This is a genomic window from Paenibacillus sp. N3.4, from assembly GCF_008017805.1.
Taxonomy (GTDB): Bacteria; Bacillota; Bacilli; order Paenibacillales; family NBRC-103111; genus Paenibacillus_E.
In genome coordinates, this window is sequence record NZ_VRTT01000039.1 from 1 (window position 1) to 16,338 (window position 16,338).

At 44.8% G+C, this 16,338-nt stretch carries 18 protein-coding genes, 1 rRNA gene and 1 pseudogene; 2 read left to right on the forward strand and 18 right to left on the reverse strand.

What is annotated here, in order from left to right:
- Together FU659_RS19445 and FU659_RS19450 are read right to left on the reverse strand one after the other, a co-directional pair.
- Window positions 1-184, reverse strand: a 16S ribosomal RNA gene (locus FU659_RS19445); the annotation flags it as partial.
- Window positions 185-559: 375 nt separating this feature from the next.
- On the reverse strand, window positions 560-1,429 hold the full coding sequence (locus FU659_RS19450; protein ID WP_147949093.1) for a nucleotidyltransferase-like protein: 870 nt from the start codon (window positions 1,427-1,429) through the stop codon (window positions 560-562).
- 124 nt (window positions 1,430-1,553) lie between these two features.
- Between FU659_RS19450 and FU659_RS19455 the strand changes: the two genes are divergently transcribed.
- The gene (locus tag FU659_RS19455; protein ID WP_147949094.1) at window positions 1,554-1,958 is read left to right on the forward strand and encodes a DUF2614 family zinc ribbon-containing protein; all 405 of its coding nucleotides are present in this window, start codon (window positions 1,554-1,556) and stop codon (window positions 1,956-1,958) included.
- 77 nt (window positions 1,959-2,035) lie between these two features.
- On the opposite strand, the gene FU659_RS19460 is transcribed toward FU659_RS19455, so the two are convergent.
- From FU659_RS19460 to FU659_RS19530, 16 genes and pseudogenes are all read right to left on the reverse strand, one after another.
- On the reverse strand, window positions 2,036-3,772 hold the full coding sequence (locus FU659_RS19460; RefSeq protein ID WP_261807924.1) for a glycosyl hydrolase family 18 protein: 1,737 nt from the start codon (window positions 3,770-3,772) through the stop codon (window positions 2,036-2,038).
- A gap of 125 nt (window positions 3,773-3,897) precedes the next feature.
- The gene (gene perR / locus FU659_RS19465; RefSeq protein WP_147949095.1) at window positions 3,898-4,332 is read right to left on the reverse strand and encodes a peroxide-responsive transcriptional repressor PerR; all 435 of its coding nucleotides are present in this window, start codon (window positions 4,330-4,332) and stop codon (window positions 3,898-3,900) included.
- Window positions 4,333-4,430: 98 nt separating this feature from the next.
- Window positions 4,431-5,015 carry a DUF6677 family protein gene (locus FU659_RS19470; protein ID WP_147949096.1) on the reverse strand — a complete coding sequence of 195 codons (585 nt, stop codon included), beginning with the start codon at window positions 5,013-5,015 and terminating at the stop codon, window positions 4,431-4,433.
- 23 nt (window positions 5,016-5,038) lie between these two features.
- Complete coding sequence (locus FU659_RS19475) at window positions 5,039-5,353, reverse strand: hypothetical protein (protein WP_147949097.1); 315 nt, start codon at window positions 5,351-5,353, stop codon at window positions 5,039-5,041.
- Window positions 5,304-5,906, reverse strand: coding sequence for an RNA polymerase sigma factor (locus FU659_RS19480; RefSeq protein ID WP_147949098.1), 603 nt, complete (start codon window positions 5,904-5,906; stop codon window positions 5,304-5,306). Before FU659_RS19480 ends, FU659_RS19475 begins: the two co-directional genes overlap by 50 nt.
- Window positions 5,907-5,968: 62 nt before the next feature.
- Window positions 5,969-6,676, reverse strand: a complete 708-nt coding sequence (locus FU659_RS19485; protein WP_147949099.1) for an MgtC/SapB family protein — start codon at window positions 6,674-6,676, stop codon at window positions 5,969-5,971.
- Between the two features lie 78 nt (window positions 6,677-6,754).
- Entirely contained in the window at window positions 6,755-7,234 is a 480-nt protein-coding gene (locus tag FU659_RS19490) for a GNAT family N-acetyltransferase (protein WP_261807925.1), read from the reverse strand.
- Between the two features lie 71 nt (window positions 7,235-7,305).
- Entirely contained in the window at window positions 7,306-8,754 is a 1,449-nt protein-coding gene (gene gatB, locus FU659_RS19495; protein ID WP_397356093.1) for an Asp-tRNA(Asn)/Glu-tRNA(Gln) amidotransferase subunit GatB, read from the reverse strand.
- A gap of 36 nt (window positions 8,755-8,790) precedes the next feature.
- Window positions 8,791-10,247 (reverse strand): annotated as a pseudogene (gene gatA / locus FU659_RS19500) (Asp-tRNA(Asn)/Glu-tRNA(Gln) amidotransferase subunit GatA).
- Between the two features lie 28 nt (window positions 10,248-10,275).
- Entirely contained in the window at window positions 10,276-10,563 is a 288-nt protein-coding gene (gene gatC, locus FU659_RS19505) for an Asp-tRNA(Asn)/Glu-tRNA(Gln) amidotransferase subunit GatC (RefSeq protein WP_147949101.1), read from the reverse strand.
- A 173-nt stretch (window positions 10,564-10,736) separates the two neighbouring features.
- On the reverse strand, window positions 10,737-12,026 hold the full coding sequence (locus FU659_RS19510; protein ID WP_147949102.1) for a TolC family protein: 1,290 nt from the start codon (window positions 12,024-12,026) through the stop codon (window positions 10,737-10,739).
- A 21-nt stretch (window positions 12,027-12,047) separates the two neighbouring features.
- On the reverse strand, window positions 12,048-13,277 hold the full coding sequence (locus FU659_RS19515) for an ABC transporter permease (protein WP_147949103.1): 1,230 nt from the start codon (window positions 13,275-13,277) through the stop codon (window positions 12,048-12,050).
- Entirely contained in the window at window positions 13,277-14,002 is a 726-nt protein-coding gene (locus tag FU659_RS37375; RefSeq protein ID WP_261807931.1) for an HlyD family secretion protein, read from the reverse strand. Before FU659_RS37375 ends, FU659_RS19515 begins: the two co-directional genes overlap by 1 nt.
- A 5-nt stretch (window positions 14,003-14,007) precedes the next feature.
- A complete protein-coding gene (locus FU659_RS37380; protein ID WP_261807926.1) occupies window positions 14,008-14,550 on the reverse strand; it encodes an HlyD family secretion protein in 543 nt (180 codons plus the stop codon).
- 40 nt (window positions 14,551-14,590) lie between these two features.
- Window positions 14,591-15,157: a TetR/AcrR family transcriptional regulator gene (locus FU659_RS19525; RefSeq protein ID WP_147949104.1), complete on the reverse strand. Its 567-nt coding sequence runs from the start codon at window positions 15,155-15,157 to the stop codon at window positions 14,591-14,593.
- Window positions 15,158-15,408: 251 nt separating this feature from the next.
- Window positions 15,409-15,789 (reverse strand): ATPase, encoded by a 381-nt coding sequence (locus tag FU659_RS19530; protein ID WP_147949105.1) that lies wholly within the window; start codon window positions 15,787-15,789, stop codon window positions 15,409-15,411.
- 172 nt (window positions 15,790-15,961) lie between these two features.
- Here FU659_RS19530 and FU659_RS19535 point away from each other — a divergent pair, with 172 nt between their 5' ends.
- Window positions 15,962-16,243, forward strand: coding sequence for a DUF3817 domain-containing protein (locus tag FU659_RS19535; RefSeq protein ID WP_147949106.1), 282 nt, complete (start codon window positions 15,962-15,964; stop codon window positions 16,241-16,243).
- Window positions 16,244-16,338 lie beyond the last annotated feature (95 nt).

The following is a 16,338-nucleotide window of genomic DNA, read 5'->3' on the forward strand; positions in this document are numbered from 1 at the left end:
GAAAACCAGTTATCCGGTCTTAGCTATCGTTTCCGATAGTTATCCCAGTCTTATAGGCAGGTTACCTACGTGTTACTCACCCGTCCGCCGCTAAGCATTCCCCGAAGGAAATACTCCGCTCGACTTGCATGTATTAGGCACGCCGCCAGCGTTCGTCCTGAGCCAGGATCAAACTCTCCATAATAGTGGACAATTGCTCATCCGTATATCTGAAAGCTTAATTGCTCATTTGCGTTGCTAGCGAGATTTTACAATCTCTTTTTGAACGATTGCTCGTTCGTGCTTACTCACTCGTTGTTCAGTTTTCAAAGATCAATTTCTTTCGTATTTCTTCGCCCTCTGTTTAGCGGCGACTTTTATAATATATCACATTCGATCCATTCAATGCAAGCTTTTTTTATTTTTTCTTTTTTATGCTTGGTTTGCATGGTAGATGGTGGAAGCTTCGAAAGCGTGAACCGTTTTTAGCGGCGAGAGTTAATTTATCATAGAATCATGATGAAAGTCAAGCAATAAAAAAGAATCAGTATAACTACTGATTCTTCGCAGATCGGTTCATTTATATACTCGTGTATTTTAACTCTAATTCTGAGATTTCTTCATCGATGAGAATCGCTACTTCTTTAATCAAGGCTTTCTTAACTAGTTTATTCAGCAATAAAGGAAGCTCTGCTCTCACTTCAACTAACCCAGGATGAAGTTGTAGTTCATCGGAGCTTAAAGGATGCTCGCTTTCTTTAAGTATATGAATAAGCGCTGCACAGCATCGTTCCATTTTGGACATAACAGAAAATTCACACGCAAGAAGAACAAGCTGTACGCGTTGTTTCAACGTCTCTTTACTCATCGTTAGTTCTTCATATAATTTATATACTCCAGGGTTAATGGCCCGGATCTGTCTCCAAACCGTAATCTCAGGATGATAACCGTCTTCAATAATGACAATTCGCGCCCAGTGGTGAAGGGCTTCTAGAATATTATTGTAAGCATCGAGGATATGATCATCTAATATGTATTCCTTACTTTGAAAATATTTGCGTAAAAATAAAGAGAACTCAATTAGCAGCTTGTGCTCTCGCAGATCACCGGGAAACTCAAGTATGCGATGACGAAGGCCTTCCAAATACGTATTCTGATCCAGAAGTATCTCTCCTTTTAGCAGCCATTGAATCATATTCCGATTAACGCCTTGACGAATCCACTGCTCGACAGAAGATGGGTCTAACCACTTTTCTTGTATCCTTGAATCGTCTCTTATATAATTAGCTGTATGATTGTTCAGGCTCAGGTCATTCGTAACTATAAGCAGCAATGTATCAAAACCGTCTGTCAGCGAGGGAAGTTGCTTAGGATTGTCTACCGCCATGACACTAATTACTCTGGGGTCATTCCGGAACTTAAGCAAATACTGCTCTTTATCAATTCCCATGGGTATCAAAAGCTCCTGTCTTCTCTATTGTTTATAACTATTTCTACATCGTGAAGGAGTTTCCTGCTGATTTCTGTGACAAATCATACAAAACATCATGCGAACAATGGGGAGGAATTACAAAGTGCGTTTCAGATCAAGCAAAGTAAATGAATTCCGCTTATGGGGTCTTTCATTAACGATGGGCGGCATGCTGCTCATGATTATTGGACTTGCAGGAATTGTTTTTGATTGGGGCACGGCAGGCCGAGTTATTGCCGTCGTTTTTATGATTTTAGGTATGGTTACTATGATGGTGAGCATGGGCATCTACTTCTGGGCAGGTATGCTCTCAACTTCCGCAACGGTCATCGATTGTCCGGAATGCGGCAGAAGAACTAAGATGTTAGGCAAAACAGACCGCTGTATGTTCTGCAAAACCATTCTAACGGTTGATCCCCAATTCGAACCAACAGCTGAAAATGAAACAGCAGCCGCACTTTTGGCGCAGCATGAGCATAATAGAGAACATGAACATAAGCCTCATTGAGAAAACCTCTATCGAGGTCAAAAAATGAAAAGCCGCAACCCTTTCGGGTGCGGCTTTCGCTTTATTTTGGAATTCATTCAAGATTTCATTTGAGCCAAAGCATCCTGTATCACTTTCCACATGGTCGGCTGTTCAAAACCTCTACGCCACGAAGCAACTCCGGCTAGATCATATTTCTTTACCAGATCAATCCTTGCTTTGACAGATGTTTCATCTTCCAGCCAAATACGAATAAGCTTCTCGCCTTCTTTGTATTCCACATAGTTCTGTCCAGTTTCCGAAAGAAAGGTCGGGGTTAGCTTTTTATCCTTGATAATCGTCTGCGCTGCTTCCATCGTTAATGTCTTGGATGTTGTCGTCGTCTTGCCGTTTTTCGTTTCCTCGGTCCATTGACGCGTATAGAATGGTACACCAAGGACAAGCTTAGATGGTGGAACTTTCTCACTCCCAAGCAATTGGGTGACAGAGCGCTCTACCCAAGGCAAAGAAGAGACCGAGCCTGATTTGGGGCTTGATGCCCAGTATTCGTCATACGCCATCACAATCATATAATCTACGACTTCAGCTAAGGCGGGTCTGTCATAGAACATGGACCACATTTCATTCGTAGATTTCGGTGTAACATCGATGGAGACAGCCAATCCTTGCTCATGCATAAAAGGTGTCAGCTCACGAACAAACTGGACCAGATTGTCTTTATCTTTGAGGTACACATTTTCAAAATCAATATTAATCCCTTGCAATTTATAGGTTTGGGCAAAACCTAGCAGTTGTTTAATCATTTTCATACGCCGATCATACGTAGAAAGGGCTTGGGTTGTTCGATCCGCCTCAAAGCCATTGCTAAACAACGCCCAGACCTGATAATTACGAGTTTGCGCCCATTTCACATAAGAAGCATCCGCCAGATTCTTAATGCGCCCTTCCCCATCTGCTATGGAGAACCACGTTGGACTAACAACATGCAGACCAGGCATATCGCCTATCTTCGTGGTGTCGGGATTTTTGGTAATGACATGTTCCCATGTCATGTTCAGTTTACCGTTAAGCGGCTTCCACGGCACGTAGGCAGATGTTTGCTCTTGTACGGGAATTGTCTCTTCATGATCTACTGCAATTTGTGCTTTGCGAACGAATCCAATCGGACCGCTTTCTTGTTGTACACGGTACCAATCATTTTCTTCCCCCAAAATCATCACCTGCTCATTAGGAGCGATAGTGGATACAAACGGCGCTTTGATGGACGAATCAGTCCGCAGCTCATCTTGTACGGCGCCAATTTGCTTGCCCCATTTGAGATGATCCCCTTGTTTCAACAGAATCACAGCGCCAGATTTTGCCGATTCTCTAATTTCAAAAGGATATAATTGACGCAAAGGTTCGATCGGAACGTAAATAATGTCATCTTTTTTTTCAACAGGAAAGGAAAGCGTTATGGGTTTCTCGTTCATTAAAGCCGTCAACTCGGCTGTTTTGAACCGAAGCACTTTGTCTTTGGTCGTAATGATAACGGAATCGCTGCTTTTCTCGTATATAATAGAGGGATCTATCCACTCCTGGATAAGATCAAGCGGAAGCTTCAATCCTTCTTTTTCACCGATAGCGCTCGTCTTATAATAGTTGCCTTGATAAAAGACAGGCTTACTTAATGCATGGAAATCTGTATCCACCTGTGTACGATTCGGGGCAAGCTGCTGCCAGATGAACAAACCGATACCCGCAGCAAACATAAAGATAAAGAGAAAACTGATAATAATTAATTTCTTAGCTGTTTTTTTACGGCGTGTAGGCTGGTCTGCAGGAGTTGGATACAATTCTTCACTTCCTTATAAGCAAAATATAAAAGAAAAAACGTGCTCTTACCTCTTTTATGCAAAGAAGGTTCGATCACGTTTCATTATACAACATAGGAGCAGACAATGAGGAATTCTGCGTTAATTTAGTGCTTGGTAATCCCTGTACAATCCGGACAAACGCCATATACCTCTAATCGATAGCCACGCACTTGAAAGCCGGTCTGACGAGCGGCTGTTCCCTCAACATCAGGGAGAGGCGGGTATTCGAAATCCGAAATTTTGCCGCATGCTTCACAAACCGCATGGTAATGGTCTGTCATATCCGCATCAAAGCGACTCGAGCTATCCCCATAGGTTAGTTCTCGAACGAGTCCCGATTCAATAAAAACTTTGAGATTATTGTACACCGTCGCAACGCTCATGTTCGGGAATTTCGATTCAAGAGACTTGTAAATGTCATCTGCTGTCGGATGAGTCATGGAATCCAGCAAAAAGGATAGAATGGCATGCCGCTGTGGCGTCATCCGAACACCGGTTGTTTTCAACTTAGCTAAAGCCTGTTCTAATTGTGCTGCCATGGTACTCACCACCTGATGTTAGTCATTAAAACCTTACACTATATTGTACGTGCGCAAATTGACTTTTGTCAATGAGGGCAGCTTTTCCATGTTTGATATTATTTGTTTTTACGGGAATCCAGCACGAACATGGCTAAACCAGCAAGAACAAGTACGATTGAACCCACATAAGAGCCCATAAAATCAAAGAGCCCTGCAAACCAACGAGGTTTGGTGCTGAGCAGGAAAAAAAGAACACCAATAGCAACCAGCATAACACCCAAATTCGTGCCTCTAAGCAGTTTTTGCAAGGGGTCTTGAAAGTCACTAGGGTAAGCGTCTGGCGAGAATGCTCCCAACTCATTGCGTCGGTTCACATTATCTGTTGCTTGCAACACATCGAATAGGTTGTAAAAGTAAATGACCGGAAGAAACAGCGAAAATAGCGTCATCATCGGTACATTGGTATTGGGCTGGGTCGCTATCGTCGTCATGATAAAAATATCAAGAATCACCAGCATCATGATAAAGAGCCCGCGCTGCATCAGGCCTAAGTAAAAGTGCCCTGTGCCAGGAACGAGGAACGACAATAAACCTGCCTTCCACTTACGCTTCTTAGGTGCTTGGTAATAAGGAGCATAGGGAGGGTAAGAAGGATCTGACGAATAGTCAGGAATATGTGATTTTTCATTAGGAACCTGCATGTAAAATACCTCCATTCTCTTTTTTAAAATTGTAGAAATTGAGAAAGCTTTTGAATATAAGTCGTTAGCTGAGTAACTTCCGAATCGAGATTCATTATTTTACTGATGATCCCTGATTGGATAAGAACAACTGTAGCCGCAATAGCCACAATGCTGTTCATCCATTCCTTCCTTCTAGGTGCTTTGCTTGCTTTAGGTGGAAAAGAGTTCTCAGGAGCATGTAAAGAGCGCATCACGCGATCCGTTAGTGTGGAAGAAGGTTCATCCAGAGGCATGTCATCCAAGAACTTATTTAGGTATTGCGTGAGCCGAATGTCTTCCTGATGTTTGAATTTCATGTGCGTTCACCTCCAACCACTTTTCCTTTAGCAAAGCTTTCCCTCGGTAGAGCCTCGTTTCCAACGTTTTCACGGGTAAACCGGTAATTTCGGCCATCTCTTGATAAGAAAGCTGCTTATAGTGGAATAAATACATAATCAATTTGTACTTGTCCGGAAGTTGAGCTAACAAGGCCTGCATCTGTTCTTGCTCTTCCTTCAACAAGGCTACTTCCTCCGGCTGCTCCCTCGTATTCGTGAACCAGCCTTTCATTTTATCCAAAAGCGCTTCAATAGGCTTCCTTTTCTGAGAACGTTGATAATCGGTAACCAAGTTTGTTGTCATACGATACAGCCAAGTCGTAAACTTCGCCTCGCCTCGAAAAAGTGATAAGGAACGAAACAGCTTAACGAATACTTCCTGGGTTAGGTCTTCGGCAGTTTCCTTATGGCCTACCATGCGATAGATGAGTGTATAGATATAATTTTTATGCCTTTCTACTAATACACGATATGCATCGGAGTGACCTTGACGGACCTGATCGATGATCTGCTCATCCGTCATATTGTCCATGCCTGACTTCCCCCTTTCTGTTAACTTCCTAAAACTTAGACGATGCCTATGAAGCAACCCCTTCAAATTTTACTTTTTTCTATCGTAACACCGGTTACACCTATAGTTTGACTAATTTCCTCAAGAACAGAAATGATAATAGACATTTTGGGAATCGTAACATGAAATGTAATTTGTATATTTTTGATCTCATTGACGGTTTCTTGTTCATCCATGGCAATTTTACGAATATCCACTTTATGTTTACCAAGTAAGGTTGTAATGAGGCCTAATGTGCCTGGTTGATCGATGGCTTGAATTTTGATAACTCGAATTTTCTTCCCATTAAAATATTTGAGTTCGACTTTGTTTAATATCCATAAGGAGATAAGCACCATAAAGCAAGCGAGAATAGCAGGGTAATAAAAACCCGCGCCCACAGCGAGCCCAATGCCCGCCACTACCCACAGTGACGCCGCTGTTGTCAGCCCCGTAATAGATCTGCCATTAAATATAATGGTCCCTGCGCCCAAAAATCCGATTCCACTGATGACTTGGGCAGCTAAACGCGAGGGATCAATACGGACATTTACTTCATTCACAAATGCACTAAATCCGTACATGGAAAGCAGCATCACTAAAGTAGATCCCACGCACACCAAAATATGCGTGCGAAGACCCGCGGCATGACTGCTGACTTCCCGCTCAAAGCCGATTAAACCACCTAGCAAAAGTGCTAAAACTAAACGTATCGTGACATGCAGTTGATCGATAACCCAAGGATTACTCATGGTGTTCGCCCCTTTTTCACTGATCATATATTGTATCGCGTAAGAACCCCTTACGATCCTAATCCAAATGAAAAGTTATTAGATCATAGCAGGCCGTTCAAAGGTAGTTAAATTTACACCTGGGGGAACCGTGAATACCCTCCGTACGGTAAAGCCAAAGCTTTCGTATAATCGGACAGCTGGCACATTATCCGTTCCTGTAGATACGAGGAAGCGTAAAGCTCCGCCTCTCACTTGTTCGGTTAATATATATTGCAGGAGTGACCTGGCAATGCCGCGGCGAAAATATTCCGGATGCACCATCATGCGACAAATGGTTATGGCAGTGCCCTCTTGCGTAAAGGAGATCGCCCCGGCAAGTCGGTTAGTTCCTTCTTCATGAAGGTAATAACCGTAAAAGGTTTCTTCGGCTTCACGTATCGACTGAATGCCGTCTTTGAGTGGAGGAATGTCTTCAAATCCGATTATATTCGCTTCTACACGATAAGAAGCTAATTGTAAGGATAACAATATCAAAATATCCTCATTGCTCTGTAATGGCAGTTGTTGAATGGTCAAGGCGAATCCTCCTATTTAAAATGGAAAAAAGTGGTGCCCCCTAAATTTTAGGATCACCACTTTATACCATATCATTTGCTGTTCAGACACTCCACAATTAATTTATTAACGAGCCCTGGATTCGCTTTGCCTTTCGTCTCTTTCATCACTTGTCCGACTAGGAAGCCTACGGCTTTTTCTTTGCCTGCTTTAAAATCAGCTACGGATTGCGGGATATTATTTACAACCTGCTCCACAATTGCCTTGATCGCGCCTTCGTCACTGATTTGTACAAGTCCCTGCTCTTCCACAATTTTCTGTGGATCTTTGCCGGTCTCGATCAGCTCCTTGAAGACAGTTTTGGCAATCTTCGTAGAGATCGTACCTTTTTCAATCAGACCGATCATCTCTCCGAGTCCTTTGCCAGTGATTTTCACATCGGCTAGTTCCAAGCTATTCGCATTAAGATAACCAAGCAAGTCCCCCATGATCCAGTTCGAGACTGCTTTGGCGTCTTGGGTATACTGTAAGCTCTCCTCGAAGAAATTCGCTAACTTCATGGAAGAAGTAATCACGTCGGCGTCATAGCTTGGCAGTCCGTACTGGCTGCTGTATCTCACTTTACGCTCATCAGGAAGCTCAGGGATAGAAGCTTTGACGCTAGCTTTCCAAGCGTCGTCAATGTATAGGCTGACCAGATCCGGGTCCGGGAAGTAACGATAATCATGCGCTTCTTCCTTGCCTCGCATCTTCAGCGTCTTGCCCTGCGCATCATCCCAGCGGCGCGTTTCTTGAACGACTTGGCCGCCGCTGCGGAGCACTTCCGCCTGGCGGTATTCTTCATATTCGAGCCCGCGCTGCACGCCGCGGAAGGAGTTCATATTTTTCAGTTCGGCCCTTATGCCGAACTTCTCTTGACCGAATGGGCGCAAGCTGACATTCGCGTCGCAACGCAGCGAGCCTTCCTCCATTTTCACATCGGACACATCGCAATAGAGCATAATCGCCTTAATTTTCTCCAAGTATACACGCGCTTCTTCCGGAGAACGCAGGTCTGGCTCTGACACGATTTCGATCAGTGGTGTGCCTGCCCGATTCAAGTCGACGAGCGAAGCATAACCGCCATCGACATGCGTCAACTTGCCTGCATCTTCTTCGAGATGAACGCGAGTGATGCCAATCCGTCTCGTCACGCCGTTTACTTCGATGTCGATCCAGCCATGCTCGCCGATCGGCTGATCGTATTGCGAAGTCTGATACGCATCCGGTGAATCCGGGTAAAAGTAATTTTTACGGTCGAATTTACTATTCGTTGCAATCGTGCAATTCAGTGCCATAGCAGCTTTCATCGCATACTCGACTGCTTGACGGTTAAGAACCGGCAGTACGCCCGGGTGGCCTAAACAGACCGGACATGTATTCGTGTTTGGAGGTGCCCCGAATGAGGTTGCACAATCACAAAATATTTTTGAAGCGGTATGGAGCTCAACGTGAACTTCCAGACCAACTACGGTTTCAAATTGGGTTTCTGTTGCCGACAAAATAAATGCCTCCTTCATGACTCATGAACTGTAAACCTACAATTGCGGGCGCTGCTTGTGGTGATCCGTGTGCTGCTCATAAGCGTGGGCTACACGCAATAGGGTAGCTTCGTCCAGGGCTTTGCCGATGACTTGCAGGCCAACGGGAAGTCCGTTCACGAAACCGCAAGGAACGCTAATTGCCGGAATTCCTGCCAAGCTGACCGGAATGGTCATAATGTCATTCATATACATCGTCAGCGGGTCTTCGCTCTGCTCGCCGATCTTGAAAGCAGGGGTCGGAGCCGTTGGGCCGATGATGATATCATATTTCTCAAACACTTGATCGAAGTCTTGCTTGATCAACGTGCGAACTTGTTGAGCTTTCAAATAATAAGCATCGTAGTAACCGGAGCTTAAGGCATAGGTGCCCAGCATGATGCGGCGTTTGACCTCAGGGCCAAAGCCTTCGCTGCGGGACATGTGGTAAAGATCGAGCAGGTTCCGTGCGTTGTCCGATCGAACGCCGTAGCGCACGCCATCAAAGCGCGCAAGGTTCGACGACGCTTCGGAGGAAGCGAGCAGGTAATAAGCCGCTACAGCATATTCGGTATGAGGAAGCGTTACTTCTTCCCATACAGCGCCTAAGCCTTCCAACACTTTGAGCGCTTCCAGCACTTTCTCTTTCACGGCAGGGTCGATACCATTGCCCATGTATTCTTTAGGGACACCGATGCGCAAGCCTTTGACATCTCCGGTCAATGCGCTGAGGTAATCTGGAATGTCCACGTTCGCAGACGTGGAGTCCTTCGGATCGTAACCTGCGATCGCTTGCAGCAGGTAAGCAGAGTCTTCCACGTTCTTCGTCAGCGGCCCGATTTGGTCGAGCGAGGACGCGAATGCGACCAAACCGTAACGGGACACAAGGCCGTACGTCGGCTTCAGACCGACGATACCGCAATAAGCGGCAGGCTGACGAATGGAGCCGCCTGTATCGGAGCCCAGCGCGAAGTAGACTTCGCCTGCAGCTACTGCAGCAGCGGAGCCGCCGCTGGAACCACCTGGCACATAATCCGTGTTCCATGGATTATGTGATGGATGAAAAGCGGAGTTCTCGTTAGAACCACCCATCGCGAATTCGTCCATATTGAGCTTGCCAATCGTGACGGTTTGGGCGGCTTTGAGCTTGCTAACGACAGTGCGTCATAGATCGGATTATAGTTGGACAGGAATTTGCTTGCGCATGTAGTTACAAGCCCTTCCGTGACCAAATTATCCTTAATCCCGATAGGTAAACCGAATAGATGACCCCCGGCGTTATCACCAGCCAACTGCTCGTCCAACTGTTTGGCCGTTTGTCTGGCATTTTCTTCATCCAAGGTAAGAAATGCACGGACTTTGGCATCTACTTCCTGAATTCTTGTATAGGATTGATCCACGAGATCGGCAACAGTGATTTCTTTGCCTTGAAGCTTCGTGCGGATTTGCTGTAGGTTTAAATCAAACAAAGACAACGACAGGCACTCCCTTTCATAAGGTTCTCTATTCTAAAACTGCTGGAACTTTAAACTGCCCATCTTCATGATCAGGCGCGTTCAACAAAACTTTTTCAATCGGCAGCGACGGTTTCGCGACATCTTCGCGCATCACATTCACTAACGGCATGGCATGGCTTGTCGGAACGACGCCATCGGTATTTAATTGATTTAGCTGTTCGGCATATTGGAGGATTGCATTTAGCTGCTCGGTAAATTGCTCTTTTTCGGTTTCGTTCAGATCGAGTCTAGCCAATTTTGCTACGTGCTCGACATCTGCTCTTGTAATGCTCACGTTTCTACACCCCTTTTTCAGCGTCTGGTCATTCTTTTCATTATATCCCAGATATATGTCGAACTCAATCCAGAATCAACAGTTCAGCATCAGGACCGCTTGCCTTGTAAAAATAACAGCTCCCCTTCAAAGCGGCTGTGGCCAACATTGAAAGAGAGCTGTTATCCGTTAAGCTATTGGATAAATCCGGTATCCATCGCTTTTGCTTTTTCTTTTAATACATAATACTTGAGCTTCGCTGCTGCTAAAGTCGTTTCGGCTTGGTTTACTTTGAGCGCAAATTTATTAAGATCATGTTTGGAGATGACGCCCACATCGAAGCGGAACTTCATTTTCCCCAGATCTCCCTGCACGTCATTGAGATTTCGCTGTTCCGTGAGAACAGCTTGGTACGCATTCTTGGCATCATTGTAAGTCGTTTGAATTTTTTTGGTCAGTTCAAGCTTCGTTTGCTCGTTTTTCTGGCCATTTATCGCCAAGTTAATACCGAGGTAAGTTTCCCCATACGTATTCTGCGTAACGCTATGTCCCGTCTCCCACACAGCTTCATCCATATTATTGCCTGAAGCTTTCATTTGATAAGAGGTTTTGAGCAAAGTCGTCATATCGCTCTCCGTGATCGGTTCAACAGAAATAGGTTCAATATCCTTCACAATTAGGTTAGGGTCATAGGAGATTCCAATGTCAGTTGACAGCTGAACAAGTCCCAGACGATAGTTATTCGTCAGCGCCACCTTATCATCCTTCTGTTTGTTGATTGCTTTCTGTACCGTCTGCACGTCATCAGAGGAGGCCAAACCTTGCTGCGCGAAAAGCGTAGCTCTCAGCAAGTCTTTTTCCATAACTGCTTCGTATTCATTCATGAAATCCAACTGCTTCTTCTGGCCTAGTAACTGCACATATTGAGCGATCGTTTGCAGCCTGATGCCAGCTTTCGCCTCATCGGTTTGCAATAAGGAATTACGCTGATCCGTTCCTAATTGATGAGCGGCCGTACTCATTTGTGCTCGCTGAGAAGAGATGATCTTATTCATACCACCGGCAAGGGCACCCATCCCCTGTAGGATTTGATTCATGGCTGTGTCCTGCATGATCGTCCAAGCGATATCCGTGGGATCCGTGAGTCCCGGAAGACCGTTGGTCGGAGCCGTTACTTCCGCTGGTGTGCTAGGCAGATGTACGGGTGTAAATGAGGGTGAGCCCATTTCGTTCATTTGCTCCTCAAGATCACCTTTTTTGCTGCCTTGAGCAGCGTATTTCAACGATAACATCGCTAAATTGTGCGAGTCTTTCAATGCCTTATCCAGCACGTAAGTCAAATCAATAGAAGATACAGTTTCAAGTACATCTACATTCACATACACATTTTGATTCGGATCCTCGACAGTATCGGCAAAAATAAGCGCTTGTGAGCTGGTAAAGAATAATAATGCTGCTGATAAGCTGATGAGCGTTTTTTTCAAGAAAATCGCTTCCTTTCTTTATTAGACCGAAACATTGGAACCCGACGGCAGTGCTGGTTTTGTGCCCACAGGGGAATCTTGCGTTGTTTTCTTTGAAAAGACAACAAACCGAGTTAATAACATGGCGATCAAATAAGTAAGCGCTCCAGTCAAAATCAAGGAGAGGCAGTCATGCCAGATGACCGCGAAGTCATTTCCTTTTACAAATACATTGCGCACGCCGTCTAAAAAATAAGTTAGCGGAAGCATGTGACCAAACACCTGCAGCGCTTTAGGCATGGCTTCAAAAGGCCAAGTAAATCCGGAAAGCATAAAGGAGGGCACTGCAATCAACATTGCGGTCTGTGTGGCTCCAAGCTGATTCCCAGAGAATAGACTAATGAGATAACCGATTCCGCTAACCGCAAAGGTAAAACTAACGATGATTGCAAAGCCCACCAGCAAGCTGCCGCTCATTGGCGCGCCGAACATATAGAGAGCAAGGACAAAAGTTACCGCCGTATTAAAAAGATTGATCAAGAAATAAGGGGCCGTCTTCGCATAGGCGATTCGCCAAGGGTTTCGTTTCCACGCCTCAAACCGCTGCCATGTGCCAGCATCCTTTTCACGCGTGATGGTCAAGGCAATGCCCAGAAATAATACTTGCTGTAAAATTGCGCCTACCAGACCGTAAAGCATAAAATCGCTATAGTTAAACGTAGAGTTATACATGATGCGATAACGATACGGAATCGGAGATAAGGTATTCATGATCTGCTCGTTTTGCAGCCCTTGCTGCAGTTGCAGTTTCTTTTGCGAGTATCCCATGCTAAAAGTCGTGATGACTTCATTGGCACCTTTGGTTGCCGAGTTCGAAATCATCATATTGCTGCCGTCAATGAGCGTTAGCAAAGGCAATGTTTCGCCATGCTTCAGCTTTGCTTCAAAACTGGAAGGAATGATCAAGCCGACCTTCGCCTCGCCGCTGGATAAAGCCCGCTTCACATCGTCTTCGGAATGATATTCCTTCGTAATTTGGAACGTTTCGCTCTGTTCGAACGCTTGAATAATTTGACGACTTAAAGGACTTTGGTCTTCATCGACGACAACCGTGGCCATTTCGGTCACTTTATGGTGCATGTAAATCGATCCAAACAATATGGTGTACATGATTGGGACGAAGAACAAGATGAGGAAAAGACGTCGGTCCTTCAGAATGTGCGTCCATTCTTCTGAAATCAGCTTGCCAATCCGAAGATCCATCTTGTTCATCACCCTTCCGTTTTACCGTTCCATTGGAGTGTCATTCCTGTTGTAGCAGTTTCAGGCAATTCACTTAGTTCAATCTTGATTCCGAATGAACGGATGTCTGTCTCACCTGAAGTTTGTGTTGCTTTCTTAATGGCAAAATCGGGTGCTGCGGCAACGGTTGTTACGACACCAACTACTTTTTCACCTGTCGATAGCATCGTCATGCTGATTTTATTGCCTACTTTTAATCCGGCTACAGACGTTTCCGGCATATAAAATTTAGCCCACCGTTTCTCTGTCGATTCCATGGAGAATACAGGAAAACCGGAACCAACAATTTCACCTACTTGTGCGGATTGGGACAATACAACGCCATCGGTAGGAGCTAAAAGGTTTGTATAACTTAAATACGTCTCAGCTTCCAGTTGCGAAGCTTTAGCTTGCAGCTCACCGGATTGCGCTGATTTAATTGCGCCCTGCGCTTGTTGAACCGCAGCTGCCGCAGCGGATACATCGCCCTGTCGCACTTGCACCGTGGCACGGTTCGCTTCTGCCAGTGCTACGGTTGCTTTGGCTTGCTCCAGTAAAGCTTCAGCTCCGCGAATTTCTTCCTCGCGCGGGCCTTGATTTGCCATGTTCAATTGCTGCTCAGCGAGATCACGCTTAGTCTTCGCTTCTTGGTAACTCACTTTCACTTTATCGACATCGGCCTGAGCAACAAGTCCTTGCTCCAGCATCGCATTCATCCGATTCAAATTTGCTCGGCAATCGTGTACACTTCGGAAGCTGCCTTGAACTGAATCTCGGCCTGCTTCTTTTCTTCAGGACGCGCGCCATTACGTAATCCGTCTACTTTGGCTTGGGCAGCACTGACAGCCGCTTGGGCCTGCGCAACTTGCTGCTCAGCAGTTTCAGCGGTCACATTGACACCGGCGATGCCTTGCTGTTTCTTCGCTTCCGCGGTTGCAGTTGCGCCTTCCGCTTCGGCAATCTTGCCTTGGGCAAGAGCCACAGCGGCCTTGGCCTGCTCGACTTTGGCTTCAATCTCCGTGCTTTGCAGACGAGCCAGCACCTGACCCTTTTTCACCACATCCCCTTCTTTCACGAGGACTTCCGTTACTCTACCGCCTACTTTAAAGCTGGCGCTCACTTCATTCGTTTCAATATAAGCTGTCGGATGAGTCTGATTGACCGGATCCGTTTGGCTGGTTGCCTGCTTAGATGTTAGAAGAAAGACACTCGTACCGATGACAATCGCCATCACTGAATAAACCATTGGTCGAATAAAACGCATGACTACCCCTCCGAATATAATAAATTTAAAAAAGATAACTCTACTGCAATAAATTACCGAAATACAATTGCAACAACTCTGAGATTCGCTCATCCGTTAAGGGCGGATTCTGCTTTTCCCAATCAAAAACTAAAGCCACATACAGCTTAAATATAATGAAAGCAGTTAATTTGGGATCACAGCTTTTCATCGTGCCGTTATGTATCGCTTTCTCGATATGCAGGCTCATAAAATGGACGACTTCTGTCTCAATACTAGCCATAGCTTCATGTGTGACAGGACTGCCAAATTGTTGAACTTCATGTGCTAATTGAATAAGCAATTCATGCTCTCTGCGAAACACGAGAATACCATAAATGGCACCGTGGATCTTCTCAAAAGTTGTTGTTCCTTCAAGCAACGCCTTCTCAGCGACAGCTTTCATTTCAACAACCAGAGATTGCACGATATCATGCAAAAGCTCCTCTTTATTGGCAAAAAACGTATAGATTGTCGCTTTGCCGACTCCGGCGATTTTAGCGATTTGATCCATTGTTGTACCTTTATACCCGAAAAGGGCAAATGACTTCTTCGCCGATTCCATTATCATTCGTTTTTTTGCATCCATTCGCTCACCTCAGAACTAAAATACCAAAATAGTTTTGTGTTCGGATATTAATGTACCACCATTTTCTCCTTTTATCAATACCCAAATAAACAAGATCTTACCGCTTCCCTTGTTGTATACTGTTAGAATAAAAGAAACACGAGTTGAAGTTGCAAGCTGCTGATTCGGTTATATCGAATAGATTGAACATCATACATGCATAACAAAACCCGCTCTAGTAATCACTAGGCGGGTTTGTTATAAAGCATGTATTAAATCCAAGCCTTAAGGCCAATTTGCTTAATAAAATCTTCATTCGACTGCACTTCTTTGTCTCGTTCGAATTCTGCTTCCCCAGTCGATTCACCGTTCATAATTCTCCGAAACAGCTCTTCGTTCTTTGTAGCAAGCGCAAAGTCAATCAAAGCCTCTTTCTCGATTAAATCTGCTTCCTGGTGAAGCAGTACTTCTTCGAGCTCAATATCAACTGCAGGTACATAGTAATGCTTATTTTCCTTAGGTACACGAACAACGTAATCGAAAATATTATCGTTATTCCGATCATAAGCAATAATATATCCATAGCCGCCAATCGGCAGATTTTGTTCTAAACTATCAGCAATTACAATAACTTTCTCCCCAAGACGAAGCATCCGAATTCCTCCTACCTGTATGAAGCCACTCTACCAACAGCCTGCTAGCTTCCTAGTACTATCGTACTAAAAAAGATAGATTGTGTCCAATTGAAATACATTGTTCATACTCCATACATATTTCTATCCTACACTACATTTGATTTTACTTTATTTAAGGGAGTTGCTCATTTTGCTAAAACGATCACTAAACACTTTGCGCTATGTTGGATGGGCCGAAGGAACATCCTTTCTTATTCTGCTCTGTATTGCCATGCCGCTCAAATATGCATTTGATATTCCTGAAGCTGTTTTAATCGTAGGTATGGCGCATGGCGTTCTATTTGTTCTCTATCTTCTTTCACTTGCATGGGTAACCTTTCTTCATCGTTGGAGCATTCGGCGCGTATTGACCGCTTTCATTGCCGCTTTTATCCCATTCGGTCCGTTTCTGCTTGATCGTCGCCTACGTTAGTAAGCCAAGAATCGTACAATGAAAAAATGGGTTATCCCCCAAGCTGTTTGTTCACAGCTTGTAGGATAACCCTTTATGGACTTGGGGCGCTAACG

Coding starts and splice junctions, on each gene's coding strand:
- FU659_RS19450 (WP_147949093.1), bottom strand. CDS start 1,429: ATGGGAATTGATAAAGAGCAGTATTTGCTTAAGTTCCGGAATGACCCC.
- perR (WP_147949095.1), bottom strand. CDS start 4,332: ATGGCAGCACAATTAGAACAGGCTTTAGCTAAGTTGAAAACAACCGGT.
- FU659_RS19470 (WP_147949096.1), bottom strand. CDS start 5,015: ATGCAGGTTCCTAATGAAAAATCACATATTCCTGACTATTCGTCAGAT.
- FU659_RS19475 (WP_147949097.1), bottom strand. CDS start 5,353: ATGAAATTCAAACATCAGGAAGACATTCGGCTCACGCAATACCTAAAT.
- FU659_RS19480 (WP_147949098.1), bottom strand. CDS start 5,906: ATGGACAATATGACGGATGAGCAGATCATCGATCAGGTCCGTCAAGGT.
- FU659_RS19485 (WP_147949099.1), bottom strand. CDS start 6,676: ATGAGTAATCCTTGGGTTATCGATCAACTGCATGTCACGATACGTTTA.
- FU659_RS19515 (WP_147949103.1), bottom strand. CDS start 13,277: ATGAACAAGATGGATCTTCGGATTGGCAAGCTGATTTCAGAAGAATGG.
- FU659_RS37375 (WP_261807931.1), bottom strand. CDS start 14,002: ATGAATGCGATGCTGGAGCAAGGACTTGTTGCTCAGGCCGATGTCGAT.
- FU659_RS37380 (WP_261807926.1), bottom strand. CDS start 14,550: ATGCGTTTTATTCGACCAATGGTTTATTCAGTGATGGCGATTGTCATC.
- FU659_RS19525 (WP_147949104.1), bottom strand. CDS start 15,157: ATGGATGCAAAAAAACGAATGATAATGGAATCGGCGAAGAAGTCATTT.
- FU659_RS19530 (WP_147949105.1), bottom strand. CDS start 15,789: ATGCTTCGTCTTGGGGAGAAAGTTATTGTAATTGCTGATAGTTTAGAA.